This is a genomic window from Psychrobacter sp. P11G5 (assembly GCF_001593305.1).
Classification (GTDB): domain Bacteria; phylum Pseudomonadota; class Gammaproteobacteria; order Pseudomonadales; family Moraxellaceae; genus Psychrobacter.
This window is the reverse complement of the sequence record NZ_CP012533.1, coordinates 913,297-926,904: the sequence shown is the minus strand read 5'-3', so window position 1 is coordinate 926,904 and position 13,608 is coordinate 913,297. Positions and strand designations below refer to the sequence as shown.

The window sequence follows — 13,608 nt, the reverse complement described above, 5'->3', positions numbered from 1 at the left end:
AATGATTGATTTAGCTTTGTCCAAGGCTCGAACATTTTTTTTGCGCTCTCGTTAAACTGATTCATATAATCTTGAGGGGTTTGCTGTGACATATTACTACTCCGGGGATTGATGGCTAAAAGAATTATGCGTGTTGGTTGTTAAGAAAACATTATAATGTTATTAAGTTTGTGACATTATTTAGTAATGTAACAAATATAATTTATTTAACATTAGAGTTAAGACATATATTGACCACCATTAACTGATATGGTTTCACCTGTGACGAATATTGCGTCATCACTAATAAGATACATACAAGCAGCAGCGATTTCATTTGCACTAGCTAAACGATTCATTGGTATAGTTTCTTTGATTTTATCCATGATATGTTCAGGTACACTTTCTACCATGGGCGTATATGTATAACCGGGAGCGACGACATTGGCGGTAACTGAAGAAGTAGCACCTTCATATGCTAGAGCCTTAGTAAATCCAATAATACCTGCTTTAGCGGCCGAATAGTTCGTCTGTCCATACTGACCACGTAAACCATTTATCGAGCTGATATTGACAATGCGGCCTGTTTTTTGTTCTAGCATTTTTACAAAAACTGGATGAACAATGGTATAAAGAGACGTCAAGTTGGTATCAATTACCTCCTTCCACTGCGCAAAGCTCATTTTTTTGAAGCTACTATCACGAGTAATACCTGCCCCATTTATCAAGGCGTAAATACTGTCATACTTATCAATTGTCTGTTGAATCGCTGCCATCGCGGTTTCGTGATTACTCACATCAACAGCCAGAAACTCAAAGTTACTCGAGTCAAATCCATTGTCATCGCACCACTTCTTCGTACGTTCTGGATCGTCTTTACTTAAAGTTGCAATAACATGGTAGCCACTAGCCACTAACTTTTCACAAATAGCCGTACCGATGCCACCAAGCGCGCCGGTTACTAAAGCAACTTTTTTATCTGACATATTTGATTTTGGCATAAAAAACTTCCTTGTTCGTTAATGAATAATTAGTGTACAGCTGTATTCTTTTTTCAGAATATAACATAGTTATCTCGTGATAGTTATCCTATGTTGGTAATAAATCATTGTTATTTGTAAGGGTTTAATACCAAATGAGGACCGATTATCATTAATAAACTAATGAAGAGTAAAAACCTGCAGATCTTACTCTATCAGAAATCAGGTTCTATAAGCTAATAACTATTATGTAAACGTGTCTTTAATCTAACATTTCAATGTTACAAATTAAGGGCACACAAAAAAACCCGAATAAACGAATACTTGAGACCGAATTAGTTGTATCAGCTAATTATCTAAATAATGTTATAGAGGTTTCTATGAATAGAAGTTTCTAAAGATCATTTATACGTTAAATTAAAAACCAAAGGGAAAAATTATTTCATCCCTTTGGCTTTTCATATGTCCATAAAACTACGACATATTTTTCGCAGCTTTAAGCAACTTTGCTATGAGGCTTGGGGTCTTAGCAAACGCGAGTAAGATGTTGACCAATTGTTTATTTCTGGCGATGTCAGATCAAAACTCTGGTTTATCGTCATCTTCACAAACTTTTTTAAGGCATTCGCTCACTTCTTCAGGCTCGATTTTTTGTCGTTTGAGAAAGCTGCGAATACTATCTTTCTCTAGCAAACACATGAGCAGGTGGCAGAGTTGCTGTTCACCTCCATCCGTGCTGCTGCTTGGCAACGGATCATCACCGCCTATCCAGACAGAAGCACTTAAGAGCTGCTCCCTTGTGAAAGGGTTGTTTTGTATTGACTGACCTTTAGCCAAAACCCGCACCTTATAGACACCGGCTGACCCAGCATTGAATGTGACATTGAAAACACCAGGTTCCACCTCCGATAGGGTTAGGTTTGCTTTAGTGCCGTTAGGTCTTTCCAACTCCACTCGGACAGACGCACCATTGTCCAAGGGGCGCTCGTATTGGGTTAATTGTGCTGATAACGTTATCATGCCACCTGGTTCTCGGGTAGCCTGCTCAAGCTGCGCTCTAAGGCGTAGATCAGAACTAGAATGCACATTAAAAGAATAGCGTAGCCCATGTGTTTTGACCTCATCGTATTTTTTACGGTCATTTTCAAGGCTGGCTAAGTATTTAGCGAATACTTTTTCATTCAGATTAAGGACTGCATGCCATTGACCTTCACGTTCTTCGAAACCTGCAACAGCGGTCGGCAAAGTCATGCGATAAAACTGCATATGTTCGTTTGCTGAAAACACTAACTCAACAGAAGCGTTGGCAATGCTTGGGTCGATAATTTTGCCACTCGGAGTTTCAAGCACATAGTCAAAAACATCTGGTAGAACGTCTCCCGTCAACAAGATTGCATCCGCTGTGATATCTGCTTCGTTAAGATCAAACGGAATACGTATCTCACGGTCAGGTTGAATCCAACCCTCAGGATCCATCACTACCTCCGTATTTTTAACTCCTGACAATATCTGCAAGAAGTACTTTTGAAGCGTAAAGTAATCATTGGAGTCCAATGTGCCGGTCATTAAGACGTAACCATTTGTACTACCAGTCAATGCTTCCAAAGCAGCAGGGCGGATCTGCTGTGTCGTTCCCAAGCCAATAGCAAAGACGCTGTCATTGATGATGCCATCATCTATAAGTTGGCTAATGTAAGGCGTTCGGTTTTCACGACCATCCGTGAGTACCACCATGGCAGTATGATTATAGCTGCCAGATGTCAAATCATCTAACTCGCTACTGGCCAACTCAATCCCACTACCAATAGACGTTGAACCGCCAGGAGGTGATGGTTGGTTCGTGATTGCTTCATTTGCAGCTATACGCCCAGAGCCAGTCCCAGCAGCGCCCGCAACCGCGATCGGAGTCCCCGGCGTTGCATTACTGTCGAAATACACCACACCAATACCGTCATCGTCGCCCAATAGATCGACGAATATAGGCGCGCTATCCTTGAGCACTTCAATACGCGACCGACCATCGCCTGCGTCCCAGGCCATGCTACCAGATTTATCCAGCACCAAAACGGTGGCGACCGTTGGTTTGGTGATAGTAGTGGCAGACAAACTAATGTGCCACGTCTGCCCTGTTTGCACACTGGTAATTTCTGCTTCTCCCGTAACTGGATCAGTGTCACTGGTAGCCGTGTAAGAAAACCAAACCTGCGCCGTATTCGTATTGTCTCTATTAACGACGACCCTATCGCCGTTAGGAGTTCCGAACCCCGTGCCTGTCGGGCCGGCTGTGATAGTGAATATCAAATCTCTACAAAAACTGTTATCAGGAGTTGGAGTGCTAATGTTAAAAGTTACAGCCTGCACAGCGGTGCTACCCACAGGGGTGTCGTTAAATACTAACGTCGTGTTGACCGGGGTCACTATAGGCGGCGTATCCGTATCATATGAGTACCCCATAGCATGGTGATCCAACGTTGCAGATATCAGCGTACCCAAACCAACAAGCTCGTCATTCAAGCGGTGACCGTTAAGATTATTGCTTGCCGTGTTGCCCGGTACATAAGGTACTGTTGGATGCAGCGCTTGCCAATCAGCCCACAATTTATCCACAAAGCAATGATGCAGAAAAAACACCGGGTCATTGGGCGACGTGCCAAGCATCATAGAGCCAGCTATCCATTCATGTACGAGAGCATGGGTATTACTAGGCGGAGGTGTTTTTCCATTGACAGGTATGCGTCCTTCGTTCGCGCCGCGATAACCCACGCTACTAGTATCAAAATTACCGCTATCATATGTGGAAATCTGCTGTATTTCGTCAATGTCCGCTTGAGTGGGCAAGTTCGGAGTGTTACGGCGCGAGCCAAAATTCCGAACCAATCCGCCGTCCGGTAGTCCAAGATAATTAATAATAACCCAACTGTTATCCGGATCTGCATCATCATAAGCAAATGGACCACTTCGAACCACTCTACTCGCGCCAGATCCGTTACCGCCCATAAGGTCATTCGTCCAGACCACCGCATTCATAGGGTCCGCCGCATCTGACGCCCAGTCCCAATATGGCAAAGTCACCCCGGGCACCAATCTGTCCAAGTCCAGCTCGAAACGGCGTATAAACTCACGTTGCCATGGCAAAAACGCTGGACCACGGTACACTGCATTGCGAGTCAAAAAACCATTCCCCCACCCTCCTGGGGTCCCTGTATACATAGCGATATGATGGTCGAGTACATACTTGTCATAGGTGTTGGTTATATTAGGATATCTGGCACGTACGTGTGGTTCATCGTTTGGGTTGTCGACGTACACGTACTCCTCGGCCTTCATAAGTTTAATAGCGGTGATGAAAGCTGCCTTTTCCTCTGTCGTCAGAGCATTCACATTTTTTCTACAAGTCATGAGTGAAAATTCCTTTATAAGATGCTTGGAATTAGATGCTTGGAATTAGATGCTTGAAGCAAAGGTCCAGGCAGTGTGAATTTGGATAAACTGTATTTTTAAGAGAGTTTATTTTTTAAATTCTGTTATGTAGTCAATCACGTCTTGTGCCAACTCAACCGGCGATGAGTACGAAGAATACGGCAGTAAACCGGACTCAAATATCCCTTCATTTAACTCTACGACTTCAAATGCTTTGTCATCGATTTCAACCTTTAATTTTCGTAAGTGCTTTTGGCTTTTATCGATGCGTTTCTCGACTTCAAGTGCCGCCTTGTCCTTTAGGTCAGAGCTTGGTAAGTCAGAGCTTGGCAGATCAGAAAACTTAATTTTCCGTCCTTTATATTCTGTGGATTTGGGATACTTCTTGTCTGAGGTAGGTTTGTTATTCTCAATCATTTCAATTTCTCCATTTAGATGTTTAGTACAATTGTTTTTTTACACATTGCAAAAGCATGGATCATTGGTTCACTGCCGAATAAATCCGACACTGGATTTAAAATTATTATTATAAGCTCAGTTGACTAAAATACTTTTGTCAGACGCATGAGGAACAATTATTACAATCTGATAAATATATCCGCATATATGGATATATTTAGATGAAAATTAGCAACGGCATACATAAATTATCTATAACAGTAACCTTCTTGCAAAGACGACGCAAGCTGAATTTTTCGATATAAGCTATAACTAAAAACATTTAGTTAATAAATACATATCAATATTTCACCATCTTTTATTACATAATCTGCCAATATAATCCTCTAATAAGATAAAAAACAACAAAATAATTTTCGAGAAAACATACTGAATATAACAAGAGAGAAGTTTTTGACAAGTATTAAGTTATAAAAAAAATAATCTTATAAATCAATATTTTATACAAAGTAATCAAGCACAAAAAAACCCCAAGTAAATGAATACTTGGGGCAAAACTTGGATAAACTCGAGAGTCTAAATTCGTTTTAAATATGGCGCAGCGGACGGGACTCGAACCCGCGACCCCCGGCGTGACAGGCCGGTATTCTAACCAACTGAACTACCGCTGCTTAGGTCGTTTTAGCATTTAACCTTTCTACAGGTCCACTTGCTAATAAGTGGTGGGTGATGACGGATTCGAACCGCCGACATTCTGCGTGTAAGGCAGACGCTCTACCAACTGAGCTAATCACCCTGAGCGAGGAATAAATGAAGCACTGCTTCATCCGAGCGCAAGAGAATTTTCGTATCTGAAAATTCTATAAAACTCGTTTCCTATATCTTACTACAAGAGAAAATTCTTTAAATAGAATTTTCTAAAGCTTTTATTAACTAAAGTAGTCACGCTCTAGTTAATATCGAAATACCTTAACGATAATTTCTAACAACTCAGAACTTATTAATTAAAGCCCCTTGCTGTGGGTGTGTATTATATAGATTTACAACTGCCTGTCAAATACTATTTGACCTTTTATTCCATATTTTTTGCATTATTACTTAATAATTCGACAAGCAATTGTTTTAATTAGCTTTATATTTTTAGCAATATAAAGCTATTTTAGTTATTCAAACTATTTAGCGGCTACTAATGCACGCTCAATATCGGTTTTCATTGCTTCAGGCTTGGTCGTTGGTGCATAGCGATCAATTACTTGTCCGTTATGACCGATTAAAAACTTAGTAAAGTTCCATTTGATACCATCTGTGAGTACCCCGCCCTTTTGCTCTTTTAGCCATTCAAAAATAGGATGAGCATTGTCACCATTGACAACGATTTTGGCCATCATAGGGAAGGTCACGCCATAGTTCTTTTGACAGAACGCACCAATTTCGTCATTAGTGCCTGGATCTTGACTACCAAATTGATTACAAGGAAAACCGATGATCATTAACCCCTGATCTTTATACTGCTGGTAAAGTGCTTCTAAACCCTCAAATTGAGGCGTAAAGCCACACTTGCTAGCAGTATTAACCAGCAGCAGCACTTTACCTTGGTAGTCAGAAAACGCTTGCTGCGTACCATCTACACGCTCAGCCGTAAAATCATAAATAGTGCTCATCAGCTATCCTTGTTTTAATCACTTACTTGAATAGTGCAAAATGTAGTCGTCTTAACAGTACTTATTCTACTTGTCTGCTTCGTCCAAATCGATAGCAACTGAGTTGATGCAATAGCGCATGCCTGTCGTTTCACTTGGCCCATCTGGGAATACGTGACCTAAATGTGCACCGCAGTTGCTACATGTGACTTCTGTACGAGTCATGCCCAATGAATTATCAACATGCTCTTCAATAGCACTGTTATCGATCCCTTGATCGAAACTTGGCCAACCGCAGCTAGCATCAAACTTGCTCGCAGAGTCAAACAAATTGGCACCGCAGCCTTTACAACGATAGATACCCTTATCCTCAGTATCATTGTAAATACCAGTAAATGGACGTTCTGTGCCCTTCTCGCGCATTACGTGATATTCATCGGCGCTCAGGCGTTCTTTCCAGTCAGCTTCAGTTAACTGGCTGATCTCTTCTTTGCTAAGTTGATTGTCTTGCATGGTCTATCCTTAATTTGAGTATTTATTATCTAGTCTGCCAATTATTACCTAGCCTGTTAATAAAGTACTATTGCGAACACTTTAAGAGACTAATCTAACGTTCTTTATCTTTTGGTTATAAGCCAGTTATTCAAGGCCAGTATCTAAAACCCGCTGCCCGTATTTGTTAATGAATGTATGTAGTACTCAGCATAGTAGATAAATAAGATATAGCAATTCACCATGATTACACAATAAATCCTTCTCTACATTTACCAAATCTACACGTAAAAATGCGAGCTGTGAGGTAAACACTAATAAGCTAGTTAAGACTTTAATAACATCATGATTATAAAGAATATAACAACACTATGTGACGATTAGAACCTGTGTCATTTCCAGTTTATTTAATGCAGATTACTAATTCTTATGTCAGCTATGATGATATTTATAATCTTATTGAAACTACCATTACATTATCACTTAACTTAATGCAAGAATAACTTGCATTATCAATTGTTAAAAAACTTGCATCCATGTAAATAATGCAATAATATCTTGCAATAGACACAGTGAAAATATAATTCCATACCAATTAAAATCTTAATTTATTAAAAACACCTAATTAGAGTCATTAAAACAGCTCTAACGAAATAGAAGGCTGGGACGATTATGAGTGATACTAAGGACAAGCTGACACAAGCCGAACGTTTAGTACAGTTGCGTCGAGATAAGGGTCTTACTGCTGAGCAATTGGCTCAAGCGATGACTGAAGCTGGTGCAAAAGTTAGTCGCGGCGCGATCTCCAATTGGGAGCGTGGTACTAACGGTATCGTCTCATCCAAACTGCCAACTCTCGCACGTATCTTGGGATGTAGCGAAGGTTACTTACTTCGTGGCGACCTAAAGAGTGACGACAAGAATCAAGACGCTATTAACAACGATAGACTAGCTAGCCCATCAGATACTCAAGCCATTCATCAGCCATCTTATAATTCCCAAGAAAAAACTGTCAGTAAGCAAGCTAACAGCGCAATACAATCAACAGACCAGCAAGCAGACTCAAAAAATAAAATAACTACAGGTAGTAATACTATGACATCACTAAAAAAATCTACTAAATTACAAAACGTTTGCTACGACATCCGTGGGCCATTGCTACAAACAGCGACTAAGATGGAAGCAGAAGGTCAGCGTATTTTAAAACTAAACATTGGTAACCCTGCTCCATTCGGACTTAGCGCACCACATGAAATCCTGCGTGATGTAGCAATGAACTTGCCTGAAGCCACTGGATATTCAGACTCGCAAGGTATTTTTTCGGCACGTAAAGCTGTACTGCAATATTACCAATCAAAAGGCCTGCTATCTGCCGTAGACGTGCGTGATGTCTATTTAGGTAATGGCGTTTCTGAGCTGATCGTCATGACTATGCAGGCGTTGATGAATGATGGTGATGAGGTTTTGATTCCGATGCCAGATTATCCATTATGGACAGCAGCAACCAATCTCGCTGGCGGTACAGCAGTGCATTATCGCTGTAATGAAGAAGACAACTGGCATCCTGATATTGAAGATATCAAATCAAAGATTACTAGCAAGACCAAAGGCATTGTCGTCATCAATCCTAATAACCCTACGGGTGCGCTTTATTCAGATGAAGTCCTCAAACAAATCATTGAAGTTGCCATTGAGCATGACTTGGTCATTATGGCAGATGAGATTTATGATCGCGTGCTTTATGACGACATGGTGCATACGCCAATGAGCACCTTGTCTGATGAGGTTCTTATTTTATCGTATAACGGACTATCTAAATCGCATCGGATTGCAGGCTTTCGCGCTGGCTGGATGATGGTTTCTGGTAAAAAACAACATGCCAGCGATTTTATTGAAGGCTTGGACATGCTTGCGTCCATGCGCCTATGCTCAAACGTCACAGGACAGTATGCAATTCAGACCGCGATGGGTGGCTATCAAAGTATGAAAGAATTAACTTCAGAAAAAGGACGTTTACATAAGCAACGCGAAATGGCTGTTTCACGTCTTAATGCTATCAAAGGCATTTCTTGCACCATGCCTCAAGGCGCATTTTACTGCTTTCCAAAGATGGATCCTGCCGTTTATCCTATAGAGGATGACATGCAGTTTATGATGGAGCTGCTACTAGAGGAAAAAGTATTAATGGTGCAAGGTACTGGCTTTAACTGGGATGCACCTGATCATTTCCGCGTGGTGTTCTTGCCCAACCTGCATGATTTAGAAGACGCTATGGATCGCTTAGATCGCTTCTTTGCCAAAAAACGCCAGCAATTCGGTACTGCTTAAATCTAGGGTATGTCATCATCTAGATCGTGAGGCTTAAAATGGCTAATTGATGTCACGCTCTAAATACTCAGCTTTAACTTGAATACAAAAAAACGCTTATCTGCAAAATACGGATAAGCGTTTTTTATTGTGTTTACCTAACTCATAAAGTCTGATTTACCAACTTTACAACCTTAGCATTAAAAGATGTTGACCAATACGATATAACTGATTGCAGACATTGAAGCCGCTGCAGGAAGAGTAACGATCCAAGCCAGACCAATTGGCTTCATGAGTTTCCAGTTGGTATCTCTATTAACAATACCAATACCCAGTACCGCACCTACTAAGGTATGGGTGCTCGATACTGGCAGACCCATCGTCGATGCACCCATAACCACAGCAGCGGCAGCCAATTCAGCTGAGAAACCAGAAGCAGGATGCATTTTTGCCAAATTTGTACCCACTGTTTGGATAACTTCTTTACCAATGAACCAAAGACCAACAATAAGTGCAACACCAAAGGTCAGCATCACAGCAGGTGGTACCGCAGCTTCTGTGGAAATGCTATTAGTACGAATCACATCCATGATCGCTGCAAATGGACCGACAGCGTTAGCGATATCATTTGAACCATGACTAAATGCAAAGGCTGATGCGGTAAAGACCTGCATCCAGCTAAACATAATAAACGTCGCTTTGGTCAAGTCTTCTTTATGTTTACCACGGATACTCTTGGTATAGATAAAGGTCGCGAGCCACACCAACGCCGCTATCATCCCCATGATTAAAAAACCCTGCAGGGTCGTCAAGCCGTTATTGACGTTTTTCAAGCCTTTAAAGACGACTAGAGAAGTCATTACTGCGCCACCTGCAGCGGCAATAATAGGTACCCATTGTTTGAGTGCTTTTAGCGTGTCAAGGTTACTGCGCTCGTTTTCAATTTCATAAAGCCGTTTATAATAATCGGTTTCTAATTCTTCAACGATACAATCATCATCTTTGTAGATTTCTTGGTCACGTAACATCGCTGAAGTATAAGCGAGTTGCTCTGACTCTGTTAGAGCGTCTAAAAACTCTTTATGATTTTGCTTTAAGGTTTTTTTGTTGCCTTTGAGTGTCGCAATGTGCGCCTCTGTTTTATCATTATATTCAATGATGTTTTTCTTAATCCGTCCATATAGGAGGTAGGACAGAACACCACCTAGTAGCGGCGACAATACCCAAGAGATAGCAATAGTTCCAACGGTTCCCCAATCTACCGTTGATAGCGCCATCTCAGTACCGCCCAGAGTGATGCCAAGGACAATGGAACTACCAACAACCCCACCGATAATGGAGTGCGTCGTTGAAACTGGTAAGCCTTTACGCGTAGCAAACAACAGCCAAAATGCAGCAGCAATCAAAGCTGAAAGCATGACATAGATGAACTGATTGGGCGTGACACTCAGACCATCTAAATCGACAATCCCGCTTCGAATAGTATCGGTCACTTCACCGCCAGCCAGTACTGCCCCCGACACTTCAAATATCGCTGCCACACATAACGCTTGCGGGATAGTCAAGGTGCCAGAACCTACTGAGGTACCAAAAGAGTTGGCGACATCATTACCACCGATATTGAATGCCATGAAGACACCAAAAGCCGTCGCAACAATGAATAGCGTTGTCTGTTGACGCAGGGTGTAATCGAATCCCCACCATAAAAAATAGCTGGTCATCGCAATCAGTAAAATAGCAAAAAATAGATTGATTCTCATATTGCCAACTGGTTTGGTCGGCTCTGTAGAACTGCTGCTAATACCCATAAATTAATACGCCTTGCGTAAGCTGATTGAAAATACTTGCGATTGATAACATTGCAACGCATAACACTATCTATGTCAGAGGAGGATTAAAATCATGACATCATATGCGCGACATGGTTCTTTTGAATACTGTTTTAAAGCACTGCTTTAAGTACTTTTTTAGAAATTTATTGGCTTGTAGATTTTTATCGATTTTTTGTCATTATATTGACTTTTTCACGTTATAAACGTGCGATAGAAATTAGAGCGTCTAACATACTACTAAGCCGCAAGGTATAACGCTAAATCATTTGATTAAAGCATCTTGCGGCTTAAATATTCACTCATGATAGCTATGTTCATGATACTGTCAATTTTAACAACTCAATTATTGCTATTAAATAAGGCTAATAACCCATTTGTAATATAACTTTGCGCTGAAATTAGCAGATTGCTTATTCAGCCATTGCGAGCACGTGCCTATTATATTAAATAATTGAACATAATGCATAATGATACTATAAGATTTGTAACTGAAGATATCTGCATCAGCTGTCTTTATACTGCTTACTTTTGCTTAGGCTAAATAAGTATATATATAGAACCTTTAGTTATTGTTGGCCCTATTATCAATATTCACGGCGAATTGTCAAAGAAAACATATAAGGTATTAATATCAAGACGTTTTAAACCCAATCTCTTTTCAGTTGCTTTGTAATAATGCTATCGTACTTAATGTAATATCTATGAGCGGAATTTTAGTTGTGCAATAGCATGGTCTAGTACCTCTAAACGTGCACGACGCTTTTCGTTAGTTGCAATTACGCACCACGGTGTATCGATTGTATCAGTACGTGCCAGCATATCAGCCGCTGCTTGCACATAGTCTGGCCATTTATCACGGTTGCGCCAATCATCATCAGTTAGTTTAAATTGCTTATGCGGGGTCTCGCGGCGATCTTCAAAACGTTTTAACTGCTCTTTTTTATCGATAGCAAGCCAGTACTTTATAACAATCGTTCCTGCTGCTGTTAGATCTGCTTCAAAACGATTGATTTCATCATAGGCGCGCTGCCAAACTGCCTTGTCTGTTAACGCCTCGACACGCTCCACCAATACTCGTCCATACCAAGTACGATCAAAGATAGCGATACGGCTTATACGATCAGTCTGCTCATTTGGCAGACTCGTCCAAAATCGCCACAAATATGGGTGCTGCAACTCATATAACATCGGTGCGCCAATATTATAAACTTGGTACTCACGTGGATCGAGTGGTGCGACAAGCCGTTTAATAGCACCGCCCTTGCCAGCAGCATCCATTCCTTCAAAGGCAAATACCACATGACGACCCTTGCGTGCACGTAGTAACTCTGCAAGCTTGGCCTGCTTCTTCGCAAGTTGCTTATTATAATCTGACTTATCTACATCTGGAGCATCAATCTCTATAAGCTTCTCAGGTATCTTTACAGGTACAAAATTCCTAGATTCAGGGTTTTTAGATGCAAAGTTCTGATTGCTGTTATCGCTATTGTTATTAATGTTATTAGTGTTGTTTTCGCTAGCATTAGTGGCTTTATCAGCCATTCCATCGGTAATTTCGTCAGTAGCCTTGTCATCATCTGCAGGCACGTTACTCGCAAGCGCCATCTGCATAGCTTGCAATACTTCATGACAAAATTCAGTCGCGGCCTGCGACTTATCACTACCATCAATAATTACCCAGTCATCTTGTTGCCTTAATAACGCCGCTGCAACATGATTAAACTGCGCTAATATCTCGGTATCACTCCAATCAATTTGATATAAAAATTGTGGGTCGGCCTCTTTATCCTTTAGACGTGCCTGCAAGGTATCCACATCAACATGAAACCAGCACTTCAGTATCTTGGTTTGGTTCGCCGCTAAATCACGCTCAAATATCTGCAACTTAATCAGCTGCTGCTGCAAATAATCTTGCCATTTAGCAATAGGTAGCATTTGATGTTTATCTGAATCATTGTAGTTAATAGCTTTATGCTTAGAGCACTTATCTTTGGAATGTTTACTTTTATTACGCTTTGATTTTTTACAATCCTCATCCTGAATGGCTACGGTTGCCATATGCATCACGTTATATAGCAGGTCAGCATACCAGTTGCCAAAATAAACCATGACATCACCATGACGCGGCATGGCCTTTGTATGAGCTTGCCAAATAGGTTGGTATTTGAGAGGCGGGTGACCAATCGTTGCTTCTACTTTCAATAATCGCGGATCGACCCACTGGCGCAATTGCTTGACAGCAGTGCCCTTGCCTGCCTGCTCCATCCCATTGACCAGCACCAGAAGCCCGGTTGGTTTATTGACGGTTGGCGGCGTTTGTTGTCGGGTCGCTCGCAAGGCATATTGTGCAGTCACCAATGCCAACCTAAGCGCATCCTTATCCATCGAAAACTGACTCAGGGGATTGAGAGTCAAACGCTGATCTATCACTTGCTTGCTCATTTGATTGTTTACCGTTTTTAGCTTCTGATCTTTAGATTGCTCTTTATGCTGAACAGGATCTTGTTTATTATTAGACATATCTTAATTCCATTTTATCTTTATAAGCGCTTTTATTAA

The 13,608-nt window shown here is 41.1% G+C and carries 8 protein-coding genes and 2 tRNA genes; 1 reads left to right on the top strand and 9 read right to left on the bottom strand.

What is annotated here, in order from left to right; genetic code table 11:
• Positions 1-218: 218 nt before the first annotated feature.
• The 7 genes from phbB to msrB form a co-directional block, all read right to left on the bottom strand.
• Positions 219-965 (bottom strand): acetoacetyl-CoA reductase, encoded by a 747-nt coding sequence (gene phbB, locus AK825_RS03995; RefSeq protein ID WP_068039019.1) that lies wholly within the window; start codon positions 963-965, stop codon positions 219-221.
• Between the two features lie 573 nt (positions 966-1,538).
• Positions 1,539-4,358: a tyrosinase family protein gene (locus tag AK825_RS03990; protein ID WP_068034861.1), complete on the bottom strand. Its 2,820-nt coding sequence runs from the start codon at positions 4,356-4,358 to the stop codon at positions 1,539-1,541.
• 108 nt (positions 4,359-4,466) lie between these two features.
• Complete coding sequence (locus tag AK825_RS03985) at positions 4,467-4,796, bottom strand: hypothetical protein (protein ID WP_068034860.1); 330 nt, start codon at positions 4,794-4,796, stop codon at positions 4,467-4,469.
• Positions 4,797-5,372: 576 nt separating this feature from the next.
• Positions 5,373-5,449, bottom strand: a tRNA-Asp gene (locus AK825_RS03980).
• Between the two features lie 49 nt (positions 5,450-5,498).
• Positions 5,499-5,574: transfer RNA gene (locus AK825_RS03975), tRNA-Val, on the bottom strand.
• A gap of 376 nt (positions 5,575-5,950) precedes the next feature.
• A complete protein-coding gene (locus tag AK825_RS03970; protein ID WP_068034859.1) occupies positions 5,951-6,439 on the bottom strand; it encodes a glutathione peroxidase in 489 nt (162 codons plus the stop codon).
• Positions 6,440-6,505: 66 nt separating this feature from the next.
• Positions 6,506-6,931 carry a peptide-methionine (R)-S-oxide reductase MsrB gene (gene msrB, locus AK825_RS03965; RefSeq protein ID WP_068034858.1) on the bottom strand — a complete coding sequence of 142 codons (426 nt, stop codon included), beginning with the start codon at positions 6,929-6,931 and terminating at the stop codon, positions 6,506-6,508.
• A 651-nt stretch (positions 6,932-7,582) separates the two neighbouring features.
• Here msrB and AK825_RS03960 point away from each other — a divergent pair.
• Positions 7,583-9,238 carry an aminotransferase class I/II-fold pyridoxal phosphate-dependent enzyme gene (locus AK825_RS03960; RefSeq protein ID WP_227514110.1) on the top strand — a complete coding sequence of 552 codons (1,656 nt, stop codon included), beginning with the start codon at positions 7,583-7,585 and terminating at the stop codon, positions 9,236-9,238.
• 179 nt (positions 9,239-9,417) lie between these two features.
• On the opposite strand, the gene AK825_RS03955 is transcribed toward AK825_RS03960, so the two are convergent.
• Both AK825_RS03955 and AK825_RS03950 read right to left on the bottom strand, forming a co-directional pair.
• Complete coding sequence (locus AK825_RS03955) at positions 9,418-11,025, bottom strand: inorganic phosphate transporter (protein ID WP_068034856.1); 1,608 nt, start codon at positions 11,023-11,025, stop codon at positions 9,418-9,420.
• Positions 11,026-11,748: 723 nt separating this feature from the next.
• Positions 11,749-13,491 (bottom strand): ATPase, encoded by a 1,743-nt coding sequence (locus AK825_RS03950; protein WP_149038780.1) that lies wholly within the window; start codon positions 13,489-13,491, stop codon positions 11,749-11,751.
• Between the last annotated feature and the right edge of the window lie 117 nt (positions 13,492-13,608).

Excerpts from the sequence above, each read along its gene's own strand:
- phbB (WP_068039019.1), bottom strand. The coding sequence starts at position 965 with ATGTCAGATAAAAAAGTTGCTTTAGTAACCGGCGCGCTTGGTGGCATC.
- AK825_RS03990 (WP_068034861.1), bottom strand. The coding sequence starts at position 4,358 with ATGACTTGTAGAAAAAATGTGAATGCTCTGACGACAGAGGAAAAGGCA.
- AK825_RS03985 (WP_068034860.1), bottom strand. The coding sequence starts at position 4,796 with ATGATTGAGAATAACAAACCTACCTCAGACAAGAAGTATCCCAAATCC.
- AK825_RS03970 (WP_068034859.1), bottom strand. The coding sequence starts at position 6,439 with ATGAGCACTATTTATGATTTTACGGCTGAGCGTGTAGATGGTACGCAG.
- msrB (WP_068034858.1), bottom strand. The coding sequence starts at position 6,931 with ATGCAAGACAATCAACTTAGCAAAGAAGAGATCAGCCAGTTAACTGAA.
- AK825_RS03960 (WP_227514110.1), top strand. The coding sequence starts at position 7,583 with ATGAGTGATACTAAGGACAAGCTGACACAAGCCGAACGTTTAGTACAG.
- AK825_RS03955 (WP_068034856.1), bottom strand. The coding sequence starts at position 11,025 with ATGGGTATTAGCAGCAGTTCTACAGAGCCGACCAAACCAGTTGGCAAT.
- AK825_RS03950 (WP_149038780.1), bottom strand. The coding sequence starts at position 13,491 with ATGAGCAAGCAAGTGATAGATCAGCGTTTGACTCTCAATCCCCTGAGT.